Source organism: Maribacter caenipelagi (assembly GCF_004364175.1).
GTDB classification, from domain to species: domain Bacteria; phylum Bacteroidota; class Bacteroidia; order Flavobacteriales; family Flavobacteriaceae; genus Maribacter; species Maribacter caenipelagi.
The window spans coordinates 153,406-178,484 of record NZ_SNZW01000011.1 but is presented as its reverse complement, the minus strand read 5'-3'; the positions used below and the strand labels follow the sequence as shown (position 1 = coordinate 178,484).

7 protein-coding genes and 1 tRNA gene are annotated in these 25,079 nt (G+C 37.1%); 2 read left to right on the top strand and 6 right to left on the bottom strand.

Annotated features, from left to right (window positions below; translation table 11 throughout):
* Nucleotides 1–3: 3 nt before the first annotated feature.
* On the bottom strand, nucleotides 4–1,632 hold the full coding sequence (locus tag DFQ03_RS01560; RefSeq protein ID WP_243834390.1) for a LysM peptidoglycan-binding domain-containing protein: 1,629 nt from the start codon (nucleotides 1,630–1,632) through the stop codon (nucleotides 4–6).
* 119 nt (nucleotides 1,633–1,751) lie between these two features.
* Entirely contained in the window at nucleotides 1,752–2,942 is a 1,191-nt protein-coding gene (locus DFQ03_RS01555) for a phosphoglycerate kinase (RefSeq protein WP_133671276.1), read from the bottom strand.
* A 124-nt stretch (nucleotides 2,943–3,066) separates the two neighbouring features.
* Between DFQ03_RS01555 and DFQ03_RS01550 the strand changes: the two genes are divergently transcribed.
* Both DFQ03_RS01550 and DFQ03_RS01545 read left to right on the top strand, forming a co-directional pair.
* On the top strand, nucleotides 3,067–4,227 hold the full coding sequence (locus DFQ03_RS01550) for a DNA polymerase III subunit (RefSeq protein ID WP_133671275.1): 1,161 nt from the start codon (nucleotides 3,067–3,069) through the stop codon (nucleotides 4,225–4,227).
* A gap of 6 nt (nucleotides 4,228–4,233) precedes the next feature.
* The gene (locus tag DFQ03_RS01545; protein ID WP_133671274.1) at nucleotides 4,234–4,632 is read left to right on the top strand and encodes a DoxX family membrane protein; all 399 of its coding nucleotides are present in this window, start codon (nucleotides 4,234–4,236) and stop codon (nucleotides 4,630–4,632) included.
* Nucleotides 4,633–4,681: 49 nt separating this feature from the next.
* Here the strand turns inward: DFQ03_RS01545 and DFQ03_RS01540 are convergent.
* From DFQ03_RS01540 to DFQ03_RS01525, 4 genes are all read right to left on the bottom strand, one after another.
* A tRNA-Cys gene (locus DFQ03_RS01540) sits at nucleotides 4,682–4,755 on the bottom strand.
* An 88-nt stretch (nucleotides 4,756–4,843) separates the two neighbouring features.
* Complete coding sequence (gene folB, locus DFQ03_RS01535; protein WP_133671273.1) at nucleotides 4,844–5,215, bottom strand: dihydroneopterin aldolase; 372 nt, start codon at nucleotides 5,213–5,215, stop codon at nucleotides 4,844–4,846.
* Nucleotides 5,216–5,259: 44 nt separating this feature from the next.
* Nucleotides 5,260–6,210: a PorP/SprF family type IX secretion system membrane protein gene (locus DFQ03_RS01530; RefSeq protein ID WP_449405359.1), complete on the bottom strand. Its 951-nt coding sequence runs from the start codon at nucleotides 6,208–6,210 to the stop codon at nucleotides 5,260–5,262.
* 17 nt (nucleotides 6,211–6,227) lie between these two features.
* Nucleotides 6,228–23,552: a T9SS type B sorting domain-containing protein gene (locus tag DFQ03_RS01525; RefSeq protein WP_166637419.1), complete on the bottom strand. Its 17,325-nt coding sequence runs from the start codon at nucleotides 23,550–23,552 to the stop codon at nucleotides 6,228–6,230.
* Nucleotides 23,553–25,079: the final 1,527 nt, after the last annotated feature.

The window sequence follows — 25,079 nt, the reverse complement described above, 5'->3', positions numbered from 1 at the left end:
GGTTTACGATGAACAGTCGCACAATTTAAGTTTTGTGCCTGGTTTTAAATTATTACCACTAATACCGTTCCACTTTCGTAAATTATCTATAGTTACACCCGGATATTTTCTAGAAATTGTCCATAATGAGTCTCCACTTCTAACTTCATGCGTTTTAGAATTACTTGCAACAGCTGTTCTAGACGGAGTTTCTTTCGGTTTTACAGAAGAACCTGTGTTATGTTTTGGATAAATTGTTAATCGTTGTCCGATTCGTAAATTATTACTTCGTAACCCGTTCCATTGTTTCAACTGGCTAACACGAACTCCATAACGTTCAGCAATTTTTCCAAGAAAATCGCCATCTCTAACTCTATACCTTATACTGTTCTCCTCTGCCTGCTTTGTTATTTGCGCAATAGGACTCTCCTTACTCTTTAATTCTTTCTCAACATGAGCATATATAGCTTCCTCGTTCGCTACAAATTTCCCCATTTTATGAACAGGTAATCTTAAAGCATGTGGTCTACCTTCAACAAAGGGGATTACATCTAATTTATATTGAGGGTTAAATACCTTTAATTCATCCTTATTGATGCCTGTAAGTTCTGTAATCTGATCGAAGGTAATCATGTGCTTGACATGAATTGTATCCGTTTCAAAATAAGCTCTTTCCGCTCTTTTAGTTTTTAATCCGTGTTCCTCGGCATATTCAAAAATATACATCGTTGCTTGAAAAGCAGGTACGTAACCAGCTGTTTCCCTAGGTAGGTTCCTTCTTATGTTCCAATAATTTCTTTGACCACCACTTCTACGAATAGCTTTGTTTACGTTACCCGGACCAGAATTATAAGCAGCTAGCGCTAAATCCCAATCATCATAAATTCTATGTAATCTGTTTAAGTAATTAGCGGCAGCAGCAGTAGATTTTATAGGATCACTACGCTCATCAACATAACTGTTGATGTTTAATTTCATTTCCTTACCCGTACCGTACATAAATTGCCACAGACCGGTTGCCCCAACTCTAGAACGTGCTTTCGGATTTAATGCAGATTCTACAATTGACAAGTATTTCATTTCTAATGGAATGTTCTTATTGTCTAGCTCTTGCTCAAATAATGGAAAGTAAAATTGACTAACGGTAAGCATACGCTCCATCAAATCTCTTTTTCTAGTTAGAAATGATTTAATAACGCTTTCTAAAGATGTATTGTATTCTACGTTAAAAGGTGTTTTTGCATTCAATTTTGCCAAACGCATCTTTAAGGTATCCGTTGGTAAATCTAAAACGAAGGTAGAAATGGTATCCAATTCTAATACCTCTTGGTACATTTCATTAAAAAGCGGAGCTGTATCTATTAGTTCTTTCATCCAAAGACTATCATACTTGGCTGCCAATAGATTATCCTGAAGATTATAAGAAGAGGATTCTGTTGGTTTATATAAAACCAAACTTTCGGTTTTAGAATTTTTAACAACATCTAATTGTTCTAACGGAACCGCTTCGGTGAGTGAATCATTAACAATTATAGAAGTACTGTTTAATGAATCTGAAACAGTAGAAACTGAATTTTCTTGCTGTGCAGATCCTAAGACCGGCATCAAAGCTAATCCTAGTAAATAAAAACAGTTATAGGTTATTTTATTCATAATGGGGTAAATTACGTTAACGGAACAAACGAAAATCGTACATTTTTTAATGAGAATAAAATAATTTCTCTTAAAATGCACAAATTTTCGTTATATGCCGTTTATCGATAACCCCTTTATTAGTCTAATATAGCGGCGATCCCTGGTAATGTTTTACCTTCTAAACTTTCTAGCATTGCACCTCCGCCTGTTGATACATAACTAACTTTGTTTTCAAAGCCGAATTGTTTCACTGCGGCAACAGAATCTCCACCACCAACTAATGAAAAAGAACCTTCTTTTGTAGCTTCTGCAATATAATTACCAACTGCTATAGTACCGCCAGCAAATTTCTCCATTTCAAAAACGCCAATTGGTCCGTTCCAAAGAATTGTTTTAGAAGCTAGAATTACTTTTTTGAAGTTTTGTAGTGTATCTGGTCCGGCATCTAGTCCTTGCCAGCCATCTGGTATTTTGTCAACATCTACCACTTGTGTATTTGCATTCGCATCAAAAGCATCTGCAGCAATAACGTCTACAGGTATGTGTACATTAACATTTTTCTCCTTTGCCTGTTTAAGAATTTCCATGGCAAGTTCCATTTTGTCATCTTCACAAATAGAATCTCCTACTTTACCACCTTGAGCCTTAATAAAAGTATATGTCATGCCGCCACCAATGATCAAATCATCGATTTTATCAAGAATATTTTCGATGATAGTAATCTTAGAAGAAACTTTAGCTCCACCAAGAATTGCCAATACAGGTTTTTCACCTGTAGCCATTACCTTATCGATAGCCTCTATTTCTTTGGCCAATAAATAACCAAAACACTTAGCGCCTGTAAAAAACTTAGCTATTACAGTAGTAGATGCATGAGCACGGTGAGCCGTACCAAAAGCATCATTAACATATATATCTCCTAATTTAGAAAGTTTTTCTGCGAAGTCTTCATCACCTTTTTCTTCCTCACTATGAAATCTAAGGTTCTCTATTAAAAGTACCTCTCCGTTCTGTAATTCTGCTACTGCTTTTTCAGCATCGTCACCAACACAGTCACCAACAAACTTAACGGTAACTCCGATAATATCAGAAACAGCATCTACGATATGACTTAGGGATAGATCTGAATTGCGTTCCCCTTTTGGTCTTCCTAAATGACTCATAAGCACAGCGCTACCGCCATCTTCCAACACTTTAATAATTGTTGGCTTAGCTGCTTGAATTCTAGTGTTATCCGTTACTTCGAATTTGTCATTTAATGGAACATTGAAGTCCACTCTAATTAACGCTTTTTTATCTTCAAAATTAAAGTCATTCAATACTTTCATGTGATATTACTTTTGTTAGGTAACAAATGTAAAGATTAAATGCCTTGTGATAAAGTGCTAAATAGGATAATTTACACCCAATACCATTAAATTTGTTGTGCTTTAAACAACTATATTTGAATCTATGTTATTCAATGAAATTTTAGGACTTTCACATATTAAAAAACACCTGGCATCAAGTGCAGATGCAGGTAGAATACCGCATGCACAGTTATTTGTGGGTCCAGAGGGGTGTGGCCTTTTACCAATGGCATTGGCATATGCTCAATATATTATATGTTCAAACCAGAATGGAGAAAATAATGGTGGTAATGAGGCATGCAATTTAAAGTTCAAGTCGTTTGCCCACCCAGATGTTCATTTTGCTTTTCCTGTCTCTAATTCTGATAAGGTAAAATCTCACGCTGTAAGCAACCATTATATGAAAGAATGGCGAGAGTTTATACTAGAACAGCCCTATGGAAATCTCTTTGACTGGTACCGCCATATTGAAATTGAAAAGAAACAAGGTCAAATAGGGGTAGATGAAGCCCAGGATATTGTAAAAAAATTATCATTAAAGTCTTATGAAGGCGGCTATAAAGTGATGTTAATTTGGATGGCTGAAAAGATGAACACGGCAGCTTCTAACAAATTATTGAAACTAATAGAAGAACCGCCCGATAAAACTATCTTCTTACTGCTTTGTGAAGACGAAGAGCAAATCATACAGACTATAAAATCTAGATGTCAGGTCGTTCATTTTCCTCCTTTGGCAGAAGATGCCATCGCCACCGCCTTGAGTGAGAAAGGAGCAAGCAAGGCAGAGGCAATGCTCTTGGCTCATGAAGCGAACGGTAATTACAATAAAGCTCTTGATCTTTTAAATAAAGATTCTGAAGATCTGGTTTTTGAAAACTGGTTTGTACAATGGGTTCGAACTGCTTTTAAGGCAAAAGGTAATAAAGCTGCCATTCATGAATTGTTATTATGGAGCGAAGAGGTTGCAAAAACCGGTAGAGAAACACAGAAGAACTTTCTAAGCTACTGTATTACGGTCATGAGACAGGCGCTCATGATTAATTATGGTGCAGAAGAACTTGCTTATCTTAAAATACATGCCGAAGGATTTCAGCTGAAGAAATTTGCACCTTTTGTACATGAAAACAACATTATAGATATTACTAAAGAGTTAGAAGATGCTATTTACCATGTAGAAAGAAATGGAAATTCGAAAATAATATTTACCGACCTTTCAATTAAACTAACCCGACTACTTCATAGAAAAAAGTCTGAACTTAAATAAACCACCATGAATACAGTATTGAACAATGCCACTGAAATTTTGTTGCTCTTATTTTTAATCATCACCTTTTTACAAAGCGGATTTGATAAAATAACCGATTGGAACGGTAATATATCTTGGTTAAAAGATCACTTCTCTAAAACTCCTTTCAAAAATATAGTGCCTTTATTGGTAGGTATTATTTTGGTTACAGAAGTTGTTGCCGGTTTACTATGTTTGGTAGGTGTCTATCATATTTTTAGCACAGGAGAAACTAGCATTGCATTATTTGGAGCAATCTTATCAAGTATAACATTGCTTATGCTTTTATTCGGTCAGCGAATTGCCAAAGACTATGAAGGTGCTAAAACTATTGCTGTTTACTTTATACCTACAATTCTACTAGTATTTCTACTTCAACCTTAAGTAACAGAAAAGTAAAGTAAACAAAAAAACCCTCCTAATAGGAGGGTTTTGGAGGCATCGAGCGGATTCGAACCGCTGTACAAGCTTTTGCAGAGCTGTGCCTAGCCACTCGGCCACGATGCCATTTTTTAGCGAGAGCAAAAATAAACATTATTCCCAATTTAAGCTGCATTAACAGCCAAGAAATTATATTTTTTTAAGGTCGGATGGATTACTGAACAGATTGTCCTCTTTGTAAATTCAATGATACGGTTACCTTTTCTACGTCCCCATTTATGGGCGGATTGATTTTAGAAACGGATACCATAGCTGAGTCTACGGTTGGCAGTTCCATAAAAATACGGTCGATTATTCTTTTGGCTACATGCTCCAACAACTTAGAAGGTGTTGCCATCTCTTGCTTGACTATCTTGTTGATATGAACATAATCAACAGTATCTTTTAGCTCGTCGGAAACTGAGGCAATCAATAGATTTGTCTCTACAGAAACGTTGACCAAATAATCACTACCAATATTAGTTTCTTGAGGCAAACACCCGTGGTGGGCATATGCTTTTATATTCTCTAACTGTACTTTACCCATTCTTTATATTCTGGACATCAAATTTAATGATTATCCATGAAGGATTAGTAAGTACACCGACAATTACTGATACCTTGAAATAAATCTACCCCTAAGGTAATTACATGCGTACCAGAACTATACCCAAGAAGTTCGTTCAGAATTACTTGATAAGAATATCCGAAGTAAAAGTTACTTTTCTTTAAACCTGCAATAGGAGCGATATAAAGCGGATTACCAATTTGGTCGTTCAAGAAACGATAGTTGATACCTGCGTAGAAATAATCTTCAAAATCGTAAAATCTGAATTTCAAGTTTAAATCGGTAACAGAACGCCCATCACTCTCAAACAATTGAAACAACACAGAAGGCTCAATTTCCATCTTACTGGTTCTTTTTTTCATGTATCTATAACCTGTATACACGTAATAGTTTCTTAATCTATTAGGCTCGTATAATGCGTTGAAATTACTTAAGTCTTTATCTAAAACATTAGATGCATTGATACTGAAATAAAATTTGTCATACCTGTAAAGTGCCCCAATATCAAAATTATGATTTGTGGTAGCTTTATCACCAACATATGCAGGATCGGCTACTAACTCTGGGTTTGTGTTGTCAATTCTAAACTGGTTAAAATTATAAGATATACCGAATGATAAAAACTCATCATCATAACGGTCCAATGTAAGGTGATGGGCAAATGAGAACCGTGCTCCCTGTTGCTTTGTTTCACCATTACTATCGTTATACAATAACATACCAATACCAGATTTCTCTCCAATTCGCATATCTGCAGCAAGAGATTGGGTATCGGGTGCATCTTTAATACCTACCCATTGCGTAAGACCGTTAAGTCTTATTTTAACATGGTCACCAATACCTGCGTAAGTTGGGGACATTACAAAGGGGTTATCGGCAAGATATTGAGATAATTGAGGTATAGTAAGCTCCTGCCCTCTTAGGGAGAAGACGCTTATAAATAATACCAGTGTCAATAGACTGTTCCGCATCATCATTTTAGGTTAAGTTTTTAACGGTATAAAGTAAAGTGTCCAACAAATTCTCTTTCATCTCGATCGCCGTTCAGTTTCACTACATACCAGTAGTCTCCGGTTGGCAATTCGTTGTCTAAGTATGTTCCGTCCCAACCTTCAGAATCAACTGCTTGTTCGGAAACCACTCTACCATAACGATCAAATATTTTTATTAGTATTTGAGGGTATTGTTCAATGTTTCTTGGGATCCATAAATCGTTCTGTCCGTCTCCGTCAGGCGTAAAGAAATTAGGCAATTCAATGTCTATAAACTCCATGAATATGTTTGCAACCGTAGAACATCCGTTCTCATCAACAACACGTACCTCATAGGTATCTGTTCTTGTGATATAGAACGTATTATTATCGCCATTGTCATAACCATCGAAGAAGAAAGTATAGTCTTCTCGACCACCTTCTGCTATAGCTGTTATTTCGTTCATGTTATTTTGCTCTAAAACAAGAGTTAAAGGTTCAAATGCTTCAATTACGAAATCAACTGTTTGTAAACATCCATTAGAATGGGCAATGGTTATATAATGATTACCTGGAGCTGAATTTCTAAAATCAGGATTCAATTGAAAATCAGCTGGATCAACAGAGTCAATCGCATAAAGTACATCACCAATTACACCATCGTCTTCAAGTGTTATATTTACATAGTTATCTGGAGTATCGCCCGAACATTCATAAACTGGTACTACGGTAGCGTTAAGGTTTACTCCGGTTTCAATGTCAACAACTACGTTGGTATCACAACCATTTGCATCTTTAATTACAATTAAGTAATTACCTGCAGCCATATCATAAAATTCTGTTCTGTTCAGTACAAAATCTTCATCGCTATTCGAATTTAACGCTGTGCTATATGGTGCCGTACCTCCTGTTATTTCAAGGATGATAGAACCATCTTGGCTATCAACACAAATTTCTGGTGTAGTCTCTGCCGTTACTTCTAAACTTGACGGCTCTGAAATAGTGTATGTCAAGTATTCGAAACAACCATTTTGGTCTTGTGCAATGATTGTATACTCTCCCGGAGTCAATTCGGTAAATATACCTTCAGCATAAAATTGATTTAAGTTCGGAGAAATCGCATATTGATAACCGCCAGCTCCACCAGATAACGTTACCGAAATCTCGCCGTTATCTTCACCTTCACAGGTAATATCAATAACATTGTCTGTATAAGAAAGCGGCGTTGGCTCATCAATAACAACTGTTTCTGGTGTTGTTTCACAATCATCACTAATTACAGTAACATAATAAGTACCTGCACCTAAATCTCTAAACACTCCTTGAGATTGTGGACCAGCAATTCTAGAGGCTACGCTTAAAGAACTATCTGTAAATAATTCATATTGGTAGTTTCCTAATCCGCCATCAGCAGTTGCATAAATAATAGCCGTGCTTTCGCTGGTACAATTTAATACTGCAGCAGTTTCGTTTACCGTTAATAATAATGGTGGAATCTCACTTTCTGTAATAGCATTAGAAATTGCAGACTCACAACCATTTACAGCGTCACGAACATAGAATTGATATCTACCTGCACCATACTCACCAGTTTCCGGTAATCCAATTGGGTTGCTTGTCATTGGTAAGAAGTTGATATTGTCAACACTATACTCATATGTTCCACTACCACCTGTTGCGCTAAGCTCGAACGCCGCGCCAGACTCACAGGTTAATGCGTCTGTTCTAATTAAGCTAGCCTGTACTTCAGTTGGCTCTCTTACCTCAACTACATTGGTTGTTGTATCACAATTCCATCCGTCAATTACGGTAACACTATAGAAACCTGCACCTAAATCTCTAAAATTAGGATTAGTTTGTGCTCCAGTTGTATTTGTTATTGTAGTACCGGTTTCATCATAATAATTCAACTGATATTCGTAATTACCACTACCGCCACCAGTTACATTTGCAGTAACTACAGCTCCTGTATCACCGTAACAAGCTAAGTCTGTTACAAGCGGAGTGGCGTTGGCAACTATTGGAGTTGCAGCTGCCAATGTTTCTGTATAATTTACTACACATCCGGCATCATCGGTAATGCTTACTGTAAAATCCCCCGCAGCTAAATCTGTGAAAAGTCCTTCATTAACGTCATCCATTGTATACACATCTCCTGTTAAGGTATTGGTCAATACAATATCATATGGCTTATATCCACCTTCAACTTCTACTCTAATTTCACCTTGATCATCTGTACAGGTTGCTTCTGCTAAAGGAGTAACAGTTCCACTTAAAGCAATATCCGGAGATACAATAGTCACCATATTCGTGTCTTCTGAACATAAAGGAACATCGGTTTCCGTAATGGTAACATAGTAGCTGCCACCAGATAATCCTGTAATCGTTCTTGGGTTAACACTGGTGTCGGTTGCAGTCGATGCTATAACAGAAACTCCTGCCGTGGTAAATACCTCGTAAGTGTAATTACCCGTATAGCCATCGATATCAATTTCTAAACTTCCGTTAGCATCACCAAAACATGTAACCTCTGATACAGGTGTAGCTGTTGCCGTAATTAAATCGAACGGAGCAACCGGATAACTAGCGGTATTTACAAAACAGCCCGTATCTAAATCTGTAACTCTAAATACGTAAGAGCCTACAGTGGTTAAATCGAACGTAGCTGTTGTTGCGGTAGAGCTTACTAATGTAGCCGTTGTATTTCCAATCGGTAACAACTCATAACCATAGTTATGTGCCAGTCCATTATCGGCAACGGTAATTGTAATTGTTTCATTAACAGCACAATTAATAGCTATATCTTGTGCAATAGAAGCTGTAAACGTGTTGATAGGTTGAATTGTAACCGTATCGAACGTGTCACAACCTTTGGCATCTTTTACATATACATTAATAGTTTGTGCACTTCCTGTATCGCTAACATTGAATGTATTCGATGTTTGAAAGATTACATTGTCTATACTGTACAAATATGGTGCGGTACCAGTACCTGCGCCAGCTGTTGCCGTTATTGTTGCCGTATTAACACTATTATCTGCTGAACAACTAAATTCTGTTGCCGTCGCACTTACCGTTAATGCTAATGGTTCTGTGATAGTTTCATTCTTGATGTCTTCACAACCTCTACTAGAAATAACCCGTACTTGATAATCACCTTCTGTTAATCCTGTAAATAAAGGATTTGTTTGAGATGCTATCGGATTAACCAAATCAGCGATATCATATAATTCATATTGATATTCAGGGTTTGTATTCGTAGCAGGATCAATGTTAGCGCTAATATTACCATCTGAACCACCGAAACAACTTACGTTTACAATAGTTGCATCTAATAATACTGGATCAACCGGCGCATCTAATGTTTGAGTCACTTCTCTTTCACAAACAGGGTTAGTTGTATCTAAATCTCTTACGATGAAACGATATGGTCCTGCCTCAGTTAAGTTTGTAAATACACCTGTTGTTTGAGTTACAACGCTACCTAACGGAGTCGTCATTTCAAACTCAAGGTTAGTAGAACCACCATTAACATTCACTGTGATTTCACCACCAGGTATTGATGAACAATCAATAGACTTATCTACTGTCGTAGAAACATCCATTTGCTCATAAAGCACCACCGCATTGGTTGTAAAAGGACAACCCCATTGGTCTATAATCGTTACGTCATAACTACCAGCACCAAGACCTGTGAATACTCTCGTGTTTTGTGGTGCACGGAAATCAGTACCGTTTAATCTTAATTGGTATGTATAGTTACTTCCTTGTCCGCCAGTAGGCATACTCACTTCAATTTCTCCTTGTAAGTTTGTGCAGTTCTCTATGTTTACTTCTAATATTGCCGCTATTGGGTCTGGAACATCAAGAACAATATTATCTTGAATTAATCGCTCACAACCTTCAGAATCTCGTGCCCATGCCTGGTAAGTACCTGCTGTAAGCGAATCGAAAGTAGCACCTGCCACGAAATCTACAGTTGCAGGAATACCTACACCTACATAGTATGTATAGCCACCCCAACCACCAACTACGTCAATGATTGTAATTGAACCATCATTACCAGGGTTACATGTAATATTTGTTATTACAGTATTTCCAGTAATATCAGCATCAGGACCTGCAATATTGAAATATTCAACATTGGTACAGAAAGGATTATTAGATTGTGATATTGATACATAGTATTCACCAACACCTAAGTTAATTATTGGTGTAGGACCGTTTGCTAATTCTGAACCACTAACAACAGAAGTATTATCGGTACGGAAAATTTCCCAATCGAATCCTGTGCTATATGCAGCGTCAATTAATTCAACAGTTACTTCACCAGTATTCGTTCCAAAACAAATTACATCATTTGTCTTAACAACATCAATAGTAAACGTATTTGGTTCTTCAATTATAGCTGAAGCTGTTACGAAACAACCTGTGTCTGTATGTCTTATTAAGAAGTTATGGTTTCCAGCAGATAATCCGCCAAAGACATTGGTAGGAACATAAGTTGAACCGTTATCGATACTATACTCATATTTAGTAGCATCACTAGCAGAAGATGTTGCTGTAACCGTAATTACACCATCACTACCTGGGGCACACGTAACTGTTGTCGTTACGGCAGCTGTTGCTCCTGTCATTTCATCATAAGGAAGTACGGTAGCCGTTGTGTTACCAGCACATCCTTTATCGTCATATACATTAATAGTATAGGTGTCACCTGCTCTATTTGTAACAATTAATACGTTAGACGCACCAGATTGTACAATAGTTGAACTGCTATCTAAAAATTCATAGATTACATAGTTACCGCTACCACCTGTAATGGCAGCCTCGTCAACGGTAATTGTAGCGTTGTTAGGATTATTACCCACGGTACAACCGAATTCTACTACCGAAGTATTGATGTTCGAAATTAATGTAGGTTCATCTATTACAATATTACCTGAAACAGCACTACAACCATTGGTTCCTGTTGCAGTTACCACATACGTATTTGGAGGCAAGCCTTCAAACGTATTGTTGCTTGGGTTAAATGTTCCTGCTACAGGAGATATGGCAAATGTTAGCGGATTTACTCCGTTTTCCACTTGTGTCAATGTAATTGAACCGTCATTAGATCCAAAACATGTAATGTCTATATGAGAATCTGTAAATACTGGCTGTATGGCAGGAGCTAATTCTTGCGTTACTGGGTACTCACAAACAGGATTTGTAGTATCTAAATCTCTAACTAAGAAACTGTAAAGACCATCAACAGTTAATCCTGTAAATGTTGGGTCATTCAACTGAGTTACTGCAACACCTGCTGGAGGTGTCATTATAAACTCAAGGTTTGTTGAACCACCAGTTACGTTTATAGTAATTGTACCGCCTGGTATACTTGTGCAGTCAATTGCTTTATCAACTGAAGTAGTAGCGCTCAACTGCTCATACAATAATCTAGAATCAGTTGTAAACGTACAACCCCATTGATCCGAAACAATTACTTCGTATTCACCAGCACCTAAACCAGAGAAAACTGTGGTATTCTGTGGAGCACGGAAATCACTACCGTTTAATCTCAATTGGTAGGTATAGTTACTTCCTTGTCCGCCAACTACGTTGCTTACCGTTAATACGCCTTGTAAGTTTGTACAATTCTCAACAGTAACAAGTAAATCGGCATCAATCAGTTCTGGAACATCCAAAACAATGTTATCTTGAATTAATCGCTCACAACCTTCTGCGTCACGAACCCATGCTTGGTATGTACCCGCTCCTAATCCTGCGAAAGAAGCATCTGCAATGAAATCAGTTGGTAATGTTGGTGCTACCGTATCAACAAAGTAATTATAGCCACCCCAACCACCGACAACGTCAGTAATCGTAATTGAACCATCTCCTAAAGCACAAGTAATATCAGTTACTATAGTATCTCCTGTAATATCAGCATCAGGACCTGCAATATTGAAAAATTCAACATTAGTACAGAATGGATTATTGGTTTGTGAAATAGAAACATAGTATTCACCTACACCTAAATTAATAATCGATGTTGGACCATTTGCAGCTTCTGAACCACTAACAACAGAAGTGTTATCAGTACGGAAAATTTCCCAATCGAATCCTGTGTTATACGTAGCATCGACCAATTCAAAAGTAACTTCGCCAGTATTTGTGCCAAAACAAATTACATCGCTCGTTTTAGCGACATCGATATTAAACGTATTTGGCTCTTCAATTATAGCTGAAGCAGTTACGATACAACCCGTATCAGTGTGTCTTACTAAGAAATTGTAGTTTCCAGCAGATAATCCGCCAAAGACATTGGTAGAAACATAAGTTGAACCGTTATTGATACTATATTCATATTTCGTAGTATCACTAGCAGAAGAAGTTGCTGTAACCGTAATTACTCCGTCGCTACCTGGCGCACACGTAACTGTTGTCGTTACCGCAGCTGTTGCTCCTATCATTTCATCAAAAGGAAGAACTGTAGCTGTTGTACTACCTGAACAACCATTATCATCATACACATTAATAGTATAGGTCTCCCCTGTTCTATCTGTAACCGTTAATACATTTGATGTACCCGATTGAACAATAGCAGAACTACTATCTATAAACTCATAGGTAACATAAGTAGTACTACCACCTGTAATTGCTGCAGTATCTACAGTTACCGTTGCATTGTTAGGGTTATTACCTACGGTACAACCAAATTCAACCACGTCAGCAGTTACATTTGTTATTTGCAACGGAGTAGCTACCGGACTATCTACTTCTAACACACAACCACGAGAAGAAGTTGCTCTAACTACATAATTATCATTTGCAGCAAGATTACTAAATGTAGAAGTTGTTTGCGGAACACCAACAGGTACTAAAACTGAAGGTGCCGTTTCTATAAATAATTGAAATACATATGGAGGGTTGTCCATAGTGGCATCTAACAGAACGACTATTGACCCATCAGTATCTCCAAAACAGGTAACAGGTGTTATATCTGTAGTAAATAATACCGGGGTTGCTAATTCTAATTCAACATCGGTTTGGGCAGTACATCCACCTAAAACAGTATCATAAACATGAGCTGTATATACACCTGAATCTAATCCTGTAAAAATTGGTGATAGTTGAGGTCCGCCAGCTACGCTAACTCCTCCATTATCAAATAATTCATATTCATAGAATGTAGAACCACCATATGCGGTAATTATAATTTCACCATCACCTTCAGTACATGAGGGTTGAGTAGTTACCTCTGCGGTAATAGAAGTTGGTGGGAAAATTTCAATGTTTTCTAAATTTCCACATCCATTAAAGTCACGAACCTGAACGGTATAATTGCCAGAACCAAGATCAGTAAACTGATGCGTTGTACCTGCGGTCGTTAACGTAGAAGACTGGTATGAACCACTGTTTACACTTAGTGTATACGGTTGAGACCCTTCACCATCTAACGTAATTTCTATAATAAATTCACCTTCATCTGCAGTACATTGGTTGATTACCACACCAGAAATAGCTGGGGTTGGATCATCTGCAATAGTAACATCTATCGGTAAAGCTGTAGAACAGCCATTTCCGTCCATTACATAAATATCCCATTCGGTATTAACCGAAGGGTCTAATTCTGCATAGTTACTAGTAACATAATCACCAGCAACAGGAGGAACGCCATTTTCAACGTAGGCATAGGTATAAGAACCATTACCACCACCTGCAATAACAGTAACATTAGCGTCTTCTGAACAGTAGCCATTATTTTGGTCTGCCAAAGTCAAGGTAACCGGGTTAGGCTCTAATATTCTAAACTCAAAAGTATTTGTACACTCTGGCGTAGCTGCTTCTTGGAAGAATAATACATAATCTCCAGGAGGAATACTTGATACTGTTTCTAAAGCTGTTGGACCAGGACCGTTTGGACCCGTTACACTACCTGAATATGCAGCACCTAATGGTATGTTGCTTATACTTTCTCTTATTTCATAGTTAATGGTAGTAACCGAAGTATCATAACCCTCAAATTGAAAAGCAATTGACCCATTAGTATCACCAAAACAGGCAACATCGGTTACCGTTGGAGTTGGTACTACATCTATAGTTGATAAATTAGGAATGTCAGCATCAATATAACTTGAACAACCTGTTGTTACGTCAATCACCTGGAATACATAATTCTGACCAGGATTAAGTCCGTTATACGTTGCCACTTCCTCATCAGCAGTAGCTCCTGGCGCCTCAGCATCTGGTGTTCTACCTGAACCATAAATCGTGAAATTATAATTTCCAGAACCTCCGCTAGCCGTAAGTTCAACTGTACCACCGGTTACACAACTAACAGCAGGTATTACCGCATCAACAGCAATATATGGGTTAGAAAGAACTCTTACCGGGTTTTCGTAATATTCACAACCATTCGCATCTAATACACGAACATAGTAATCACCAAACGCCAAACCACCGAAATTAACTACAGTATCGGTTGTGTTTACTAATGGGTTAGGACTAGTTGTTGTCGCTAGGTTATTAAGGTTATCGTAAAGTGTATATGTAAAGTTCGGTGCACCACCACTTGTAATTGTAATTTCAATACTACCAGGAACATCACCAATGCCAACACCTCCACAACTAACATCGGTAGCCACAACATTTGCATCGAACAATACAGGGTCAATAACATCTACACTACCATTGTAAGTACATTCTTTAGAATCTCTTACGATATACGTATATGTCCCAGCCGCTAAACCTGTGTATACTCTTTGACTTGTAAAAGCACTACCGTCAAAACTAATTTCATATGGCGAAGATCCAAAATTAGGATCAACGTTAATTTCAACAATGCCGTTAGTGTCACCAAAACAAGTAGGATTGGTAATGGTTTCCGTTGCAACAGGATTTACAGTTGCCGTTACAGTAACCAAATTAGAAACAGCAGTACAACCTTGATCATCTGTTACTCTAAATCTATAGGTGCCTATAGTTGAAGTTGAATACGGGAATGTTCCTGCAAAAACAGCAAACCCTCCACCATTAACTTCCAATTCATACGTGTAAGGAGCATAACCACCATTGGTCACTAAATTCATAGTTGCCTCTGGCGATACAGAACAATCTAAGTCTTTGGTTAAAGCAAGATTACCCGTTAATTGGGCTTCAATATCAAAAGTCATGGTGTCTGTACAACCATTCGCATCTCTAATTTCAAAAGTGTAGCTTCCTGGTGTTAGATTTGTAAAAGTGTTTGAGTTTGCAAATACACCTGTATTCATTTTATATGAATATGGAGCAACTCCGCCAGTTGCACCAACTTCAATAGTTGCCGAACCAGTTACAGAAGAATCAAAACATACATCTGAAGTTGGTAAAATACTAGCTACTGGAATAACCGGTGCTACCAAAGTAAAGGTATCAATATCAGTACATCCGTTTGCATCGGTAACCGTAATCGTATGTAAACCTAATTGATCAAGACCGGTAAATATTCCTGTGTTTTGTACTGGCGTGAATGAAGCATCTGGTAATTGAATTACATAAGAATATGCAGCAGCACCACCTGTAACCGTAATATTTACAGCACCATCATCAATACATGTAGGTTGTGTTGGTGTATTAGAAACCGTTAAAACTGCAGGCTCATTAATAATTTGAGTCAACATTTCAGTACAACCGGCAATTGGGTTGTCTACATCTCTAACATAGATGGTATAAGTACCGGCAGCTAAACCTGTTATTTGGTGCATTGCAGCAGTATCGCTACCTTCAATAGTTGCAAAAGCACTATCATAGCTATACTCATAACCACCTGCTCCAAAATTCTCAACTTCAAAAGTTATGGTACCAGAATTATCGGCATTACAATCTAAATCTTCGTAAGATAAAATTGCAGCTTCAAAAGCATTGCCATCTTGAACATCTACAATAATATCTGTGGTACAATCACTACCATAGTCTACGGTAATCGTATGTTGGCCAACTAATACATTATTAAATACATTGTCACCGATTTGAGGAGTATTTCCATCAATGCTATACGTGTATGTTGCATCATTCGGAAGTATGGTTATTGTCCCTGTTCCATCACAACTGTAATCAACAGAACTACTTAATAAAGGTGCCGTTGGCAATGGAGCAATAATGATATTCAGAAGGCTTATTACACATGCAATATTGTTTGCATCTCTTACGCGAACAGTAAATGTGCCATCGGATAAATCGGTAAAAACTGTTCCGCCGGCAGTAGCCGCTGTCCAAGTACCACCGTTTAAGCTATATTGATAAGAACCAGAACCACCCGTTGTAGGGGTTACACCACCAACAGTGATCTCTGCTAATTGATTACAAGTATAATCTTCGGTTTGTACACTTTCCGCAATAATTTCAGGCAATTCGTCAACAGGAAGTGATAATGTCGCCTCACAATTATTCGCATCTCTTACCCTTACATCATAAGTGCCCGCGGTAAGATTATTAAAAGAACTTTCTGTACCGAAAATACCGCCATTGATACTATAGGTATATGGGGCTTCGCCACCACTTGGGGCCAAAGAGATACTACCGTTATTTCCGCCAAAACAAGTAACATCTACAACAGTTGGTGTTGCGGCTACAGGAGCATCTTGAGCAATAGAAATATCATACATTGCAGGACACCCGTCGGTGCCACCATTATTGTCAAGAACATAAACATCGTAATCTCCAGCACCGGTAACGGTAACCAGATTCGTTGCTGCATAATCGCCAGCTGTTGGAATAACTCCGTCAGCTACTACCGCATAAACATAATTCCCATCACCACCTGCAGCGGTTATATCGATGTCGGTATCCGTACCACATGCGGTAATACTGCCCGCGCTTGCGCTGACCGTAACTTGTTGATCGATGGTTACCGTTTGAGCCGGAGCATCACAACCAAAAGCATCTGTTACTTCTATAGTATATGTACCATTTGAAAGACCTGTAAAAGTATACGTTGTTGCATCTAGTGGAGTCGGAGTTACAAAAGAACCACCGTTGATTCTAAATTGGTAATCACCATTTCCTGCTGTAACATCTACAACAATAGTTGCATCATTGCTACCACTATAACACAGTGTTTCTTGTAAAGTGAAAGCAGGTATTTCTGGGGCTGAAATAACAATAGGTGTGTCGATTAAATCGATACATCCATTCGCATCCATTACACGAACATTATATGTACCGGCCGGTAAACCACTAAATACAGTATTTGTTTGGTATGGAGTTACAATTCCGATTACATCTTCTTCTAATTGATATTCATATCCTGGAGTACCACCTATAGCACTAGCTGTAATTTCTGCACCACCATTGTTACATGTAAAATCTTGTGTACGAGCAGCATCAGCAACAACTAATGTTGGTTCGTTAATAATGTGGTCAAAAAATGTTATACAACCTGGTAAAGTACTAGCTGCATCTCTAACATATACTCGATAGCTACCCGCTGCAAGTCCAGATATTGTTTGAGGTGATACCGTAGTACTACCTAAAATACTAGCAAAATTATCTAAGCTGTATTCGAATCCGCTTGCACCATAATTATCTACTTCAAAAGTTATCGAACCAGAGTTATCTGCATTACAATCTAAATCTTTAGAGGTTAATAAAGATGCTTCAAAAGCAAAGCCATCTTCAACAGTTACAATAATGTCTGTAGTACAATCACTACCATAGTCTACGGTTATTGTATGCTGACCAACTAAAACATTATTAAATACATTGTCACCTATTTGAGGGGTATTACCGTCAATGCTATACGTATAAGCTGCATCGTTTGGAAGTATGGTGATAATTCCCGTTCCATCACAACTATAAGCAACACTGCTACTTAATGAAGGTAGTATTGGTAAAGGAGCAATTATAATTTCAGGAAGAGCTACAACACAATTGATATTGTTTGCGTCTCTAACTTGAACCTGATATGTATTATCCGTTAAATCGGTAAAAACTGTACCGCCCGCCGTAGCCGCCGTCCAAGCACCACCATTTAGACTATATTGATACGAACCAGAACCACCTGTTGTAGGTGTTACGCTACCCACAGTAATTTCTGCTAATTGATTACAAGTATAATCTTCGGTTTGTACACTTTCCGCAATAATTTCAGGTAACTCGTCTACAGGAAGTGATAATATCGCTTCACAATTATTCGCGTCTCTTACCCTAACATCATACGTGCCCGCAGTAAGATTATTAAAAGAACTTTCTGTACCGAAAATACCGCCATTGATACTAAAGGTATATGGAGCTTCACCACCACTTGGGGCTAAAGAGATACTACCATTATTTCCGCCAAAACAAGTAACATCTACAACAGTTTCTGTTGCGGCTACAGGAGCATCTTGGTCTATTGTAATCTCATATGAAGATTCACAGAAATCAGCGTTTCCGCTATTGTCTCTTACGTACACATCATAGTCACCAATTCCGGTAACCGTAACTGTGTTATTTACATTAAAATCACCAGCGGTTGGTATAACTCCGTCAGCCACTACAGCGTACACATAATTACCATCTCCACCAGCTGCAGAAACAGTAATATCCGTATCGGTACCACAAGCGGTAATATTACCTGCGCTTGCATTTACTGTTAACGCCGGGTCAATTGTAATACTTTCTGTATCTGTACAATTATTACCATCTCTAACATCGATAGTGTATGTTCCCGCAGAAAGGTTTGCGAATACGTTTGTACTACTAAAAGGACCACCATTCAAGCTATATTGAAAAGTTCCATCTCCACCAGAAGAAACACTAGCGGTCAATGTCAATAATACAGCATCGTCAAAACAATCTTGATTTGGTGTTATTTCTAAAACTGGAGCAGTTGCTGGGTTTAAATCGAAAGTAAATGGAATACTACAGTTATTAGCATCGGTAATAGTACCGTTATAAGTTCCAGTTTGTGATAAGCCATTGAAAGAACCCGTTGAATTAGAACCAAATACAGAATTATCTGGATTATTCAGTTCATAAACATAGCTTCCCCATCCGCCATCGGCAAGAACACTTACACTACCCTGTGATGTACAACTAGGTTGTATTTCTGTTAAACTAGAAATAGTCAATGCCGAAGCCGGACCTTCCAATTCATGTGAAGCACTATATGTACAGTTAGTATCAGTGTCAACAATAGCTATGGTATATATGCCAGGAGCCAAATTGTTGATATTATCAATTAAAGCTTCGGTACCCCCGGTTCTAACAACTCCTGCAGGACCGGTAATGGTATACGTGAAATTTTGACCTGCTTGGAAGTTTACATTAAAACGGATAACGCCATCTGCAGCACCAAAACAACTAATTGGTTGTGTAGTTTGACCGTTTGCAGTAATTGGGTTAATCGCATTTATTGTATAATTTTCATCATAAAAACAACCGTCGGCATCTGTAACTCTAACCGTATAGGTGTCAGGAGCTAAACCATCAAAAGCAGCTTCGTTACCTGAAGTACTCGTTGGTGCAATTGTAGCTGGTGCTATAATTGAATACACATAAGGTGCAGTACCATTAATAGTATTCACCGTTAAATTAACGGTTTGTGCCGGACAGGTAATTTGTGATTCTGTAAAAGTTAAATCCGTTGGAGGATTAGGTCTGTCTATCACAATTTCGTCTGTACTTAGAGTACACCCGTTGGCATCTCTAATTACAAGATTATAAGTGCCATCTGTTAGGTTTTCAAAACGATGTGCATTTACGGTCGTATCTGGAATGAAGTTGATTCCATCAATACTATATTCATAAGGTGCAGTACCTCCGGTTACATTTTGAGCTTCTATAATACCATCTTGTAAACAGGTATAATCTTGAATTAAAATAGATGTTCCGCTTACTGCCGAAGCTGGTGCTGAAATTGAATAATTCTCTTCATAATCACATGACGCACTACCTTTTCTTTGATTGATTACAACTCTATAATCACCATCTGCCAAGTTTGGAAAAAGACCCGTTGTATTTTCACCTAAAGGTTGATCATCTGAGTCAAACAGGAAAAATGTTAGTTGATACCCATTGTCATCTATTAAATTAAACTGTATTCTACCTGTAGATTCGTTAAAACATAAAACATCGTTAACCGTAGTTGCGGCAAATTCGGCGGCAGGTCTAAATTCTATAGTAACGGTATTTGATTCACTATAACAACCATTTCTATCTAAAACTACGAAGGTGTAATCTCCTGGGTCAAAAATGTCAAATATTTGACTGCTCTGAAAGTTTGTAGGAGGTATATCCGAGTAATTAGGATAAGATGTTACGGTTGTACCAGAAGGGTCTATGTGTTCCCAAATGGCGTAGGTATGTGGTGTTTTACCGCCCTCAGAATCCATTAAAATATTACCTTCTCTACAAGTAATATGTTGAGAAACCCTTGCAGTAAGATCAAGGTCATTTTCATTAATAACAGTTACTGCTTCACTATAAGAACAACCATCATCTGTAGAAATATAAGCTATATAATCACCAGCACTTACATCTGTAAAAGTGTAGTTATTATCTGCATGACCATTTTGGCTGTCTATAAGAGTACCTAGTCCGCCGTTTGCACCATCATCTCTTCTAATCTCAAAAGCATATGGTGGATCTGCATCTGTAATCTGTAGATTAACTGTTCCTAAATTAAAACACGTTTCAGGTGTTACACTAACATTATATGTAATCGCACGCTCACGTACCCCAATTACCGGAGTAGTAAAAACACAAGCATCTTGAATAGGGTTGCCGCTAGTATCAAGTTGAGTAACCTCTACTCTATAAGAACCATTTTCACCAGAACCAAAATCAAAACTAGGTCCGTTGTTTGAACTAAATGGTACAATAACGTTATTAGTATCATTGTCTACCAACTGATATCCATATCCACTTCCTAGATTTGTAATGGTAATGTTACCATCGGTATCACAAACAATATCTCTATTATTAAATTCTATATCTAAGTTGTTCTGAAACCCTTTAAAGAAAAAGCGGCTTGTACAACCGTTTTGATAAACAACAGATAATCTATATTCACCTGGTGCGTTCAATAAATAATTGCTACCAGTACCTACTTCTGTCCATGTACACGTAAGTGCTCTATTGGCACAATCTTCACCAACATCTACGCCACAACTACCTTCAACCAAACGTTCCCAAGCCACGCTTTGTGCATCAACTATGTTTACTGCCAATGGTTGCGAATCATTAATACCACACAAGAAAATTTTTGGTAAGTAAGAGTTGTCATCACTACAGAAAACTATTTCACCAGGAATATCATTACTTGGATCAGTATCTCCATTTACCTCATTAAAATATTCTGTTACCGGGTTTGGTAAACTACCAGAACCAAATGGTTCTACAGTAATAATTTCTTTAAAACCTTTACAAGGATCAGCAACAATTTTATCTACAATATATTGACCTACAAGTGTTACAACTTGAGTACTTGGGTCATTATCTGGATCACCGTCATTAATTTCAATATCAGTAGCATCAATTTCGCCATTACTGTTTGTATCGCGATACCACACATAAGTATCAAAACCATCACCAGCATTTAAAATTGCACTAGTACCACAAAGCTCTATCGTCCTTTCAAAATTACAATCAGATAAATCATCTAAAAGAAAATTGGTCGCACCTGGTATTATAAAACCACATGAATTAAAATCGGTAACACTAGGGTCATCAGTAACCTGTGCAGAATTATTTTCTCCTCTATATGAACTATAAGCAAGGTTTTCAATTAAATCTGAACAAGCGTTGATAAAGTCAAAACAATTTTCGGCAACTTGAACTCGAAAAATAATAGAATACTCACCATCTTCGTCTTCAACATAAACATCTGGAATATTGAAAACAATTTCTCTACTCGCTGGATCATATGCATAAGTAATTTCATAACATGTTCTAGGTGTTCCTGTACATATTGGTGCAGGAAAAGAAAAATCAGTAGCATTAAAAAAGCTACGTCCATCCGGTGGAGAAACGTTAACTGGTAAAACATCCCTAATCGTATAATTAACACCATCGTCGTTACCGATGTTTTCAAAGGTTAAAACATAATCTAACGTTTGCCCTAAATTTACTCCCTGCCCTGTTATATCTAAACCACCTGGTGTTTGTACTCTTTTTTCCAATACAATATTTGGGGCAATAATATCTACATCAAAAGAAGTAAAGAAAATATCATATTTATCTTGTGAAGAACTTGCTCTTAAAATAGCACTAGTTGCTCCGTTAGGTATAATCGTATTACTGGCGCCACCATTTGGTATTTCAAAAAGATCAACATCCCATCCTAAAGTATTTATACTGTTAGGATTTCTATTAGTATATTGAGTATCAAATTGAGTAATACTAGAGTTGAAAAAATTGTTCGCTGGGTTTTGACCATTTGCTAACGTGGTAAACGAACCGTTCGCATTAATTTGCAAAGCATCACCACCAATTCTATTGTCCCCTTCTAAAGCAGCTACACCCATGTTTGCATACACAGGAAAAGGAGCTGGTAGAGTTGTAAATCCGTTTACTGGAATATCAATACTTTCTCCTGATTTAACACCTGCATAACCATCAAAAGTGGTTATAAATTTATCTCCAGGCAAATTAGGGTTTTCATAAACAATAACCATTTTCCATCCACCTGAAATACCACCTGAAATATTATTGCCGGTACTAGCTCTTACATTAGCAACAAAATAATCTCCGTTAGGATTTGCTAATCCCGATACAATTGAGGTTACATCCTTATAGGCGGCATACGGACTGTAATAACCAAAATCAGCATCACCATTACCATCAAAAATAATCTCATCTGCGGTGATATCTTGATATGCACCTCCAGGTGTCATAAATTTAATTTCATCAATATTACTCCTGTCTGCATTTACATAAACGGCTGACCAATATAAGCCGGCATAACGAACCAAAGAACAATCAACATCCGGAATTTCTAGGTTTGCACTACTAGAACTGAAAGTACTGTTATCATTATCAACATCAATATATTGCATGCTGTAATTGTCATTGTAATCTGATGAATTACCGGTATCGTTTAGAGGTTCATTGGGTGTCACTGCGGGAATAGTAATGGTTTCACGTCTCCATCTTCCATTTCTAAAGACCCATTGTCTACGTGTGCTTTCAGGAATATACCTGTTTACAATATTGTTCGCAATAAAGGTAAGTTCGCCTCGAATATCCGCCTCATAACGAACGTCAAAATCATTTTTAACTTGAGAGACGGCAGTTTGTAAACCTAGCGCTAAGAATAAAATGAAAAATAAACATTTTGAGTACTGTTTTCCCATGAGAGAAGTGTGTTTGGTAAAATCTAAAAATTGAGTCAGTCTGGTCATTTTGTAAATTTGTTGAAGTCTTCCAATCATTCAATATCAATTTCGCATCGTTCCTTGCGGAATTCTCCAATAACAAATATTAACCATACTAGTTAGCTAAAGAATTTATTGTTGTGGTAACGATGTTTTCTGTTGTGAAACAGCGAATAGAATGGGTTTGAACTTTTGAGAAAAGAGCGTATTTAAACGATTACGCAAGTAATGGCGTTGCTTTTATAATTTTAAATTTGCGGCGATTTGAGAGAATTTAGTAGTCAACATTTATTGAATAACAGCTTAAATCTTGACGTTAAATTCAATGAATTTCATCAAAAATTGAGTTGAATTCTTCTTGTAATTATTGCTATTCTTTTGTGAAAGTTTTAATAATTATAGGTTACAAAATGATGGTTTCGAAGACAAAACCAACACGCAATTAGTCAATTTTTGAGGTACTGTTTATAAAATATAACCCGTATTAAATACGGTTGATTATAAACATAAAATTGATTTAGCACTATAATAAACTATTCTATAGTGTGTTTTTAGAACTTCTTTTTTTGATTTTACTATGATGGACTTAGCATTAAGAAACACAAAGTCTGTTTAAGGCGCCATAAGCGACTCTAAAAAATAAGTTACAAGTAATTGAGATTAGTTCAGTTCTATGTTTAAATAGCTCTTAAACTCTTTATCAAGCTTAATATACGAGGTGTCATAAACAAAAAACGGAAATCTAATAGCCTGTTGAAAAAGAATATTTTTACTTTTAAAAAGCTGTTATATTAATTCCACATATTTCCAAATCTTTCAAGAAAGACCATGCTACAAATGAGTTCATACTACCCAAAAGTCGTTAGTACACAAATAATACTATCCGCTTTTTGTAATCAAATTTGAAACATAACAGTTGATTAAAAATAGTTAAACCGTCATTTTATGAATTATAGTTATCAAATTCAAGTGTGATGAAATTTGTAGCATTGAAAAGAAAAGTAAATAATTAATCTCTAGAAATATTACATCGCTCTTTTCTAAAGTATCTGAGGAAATCTGAGTTGAAAAGGGTGTCGGTATATTGGAGTTTGAAGTATCAAATCGCTCATTGAAAAACCCCTCTTTATAACATTTATAACAATTATTGATGTTAGTGGGGAAAGGGAAAAGTATGCTAAGTAGCTTGCATAAAAAAAATCATCTGGTTCATTAGTAGAACTTGTCACGAAACAACTATTCATAGTCTAAAACTGCCCTAAGAAATTAAAAAAAAGGGTTTCGGTTCATTTAGGATAATCTTGAGACTTGTTTCCATCATCTTAAACATGCTATATTTTAAAAGAGAAAGAACTTAATAGTACTAGTGCAAATTACAGAAAACGACAGCTACATTTTACCTTTTAGTCCGCATATGATGATAGCAGTAAAAAAACAAACACAGAAAAAATAAAGAAAGACATTTTATATCACTAATGGAAAACAAGAGAGAATGAAATGAAATTGCCCTTCGTGAAAAAATTTATTTAGAGGAAGAAGAAACTAGAGAAGTAA

Bases quoted from the DNA above. Each gene is read 5' to 3' on its own strand.
- DFQ03_RS01560 (WP_243834390.1), bottom strand. From the start codon at position 1,632: ATGAATAAAATAACCTATAACTGTTTTTATTTACTAGGATTAGCTTTG.
- DFQ03_RS01555 (WP_133671276.1), bottom strand. From the start codon at position 2,942: ATGAAAGTATTGAATGACTTTAATTTTGAAGATAAAAAAGCGTTAATT.
- DFQ03_RS01550 (WP_133671275.1), top strand. From the start codon at position 3,067: ATGTTATTCAATGAAATTTTAGGACTTTCACATATTAAAAAACACCTG.
- DFQ03_RS01545 (WP_133671274.1), top strand. From the start codon at position 4,234: ATGAATACAGTATTGAACAATGCCACTGAAATTTTGTTGCTCTTATTT.
- folB (WP_133671273.1), bottom strand. From the start codon at position 5,215: ATGGGTAAAGTACAGTTAGAGAATATAAAAGCATATGCCCACCACGGG.
- DFQ03_RS01530 (WP_449405359.1), bottom strand. From the start codon at position 6,210: ATGATGCGGAACAGTCTATTGACACTGGTATTATTTATAAGCGTCTTC.
- DFQ03_RS01525 (WP_166637419.1), bottom strand. From the start codon at position 23,552: ATGACCAGACTGACTCAATTTTTAGATTTTACCAAACACACTTCTCTC.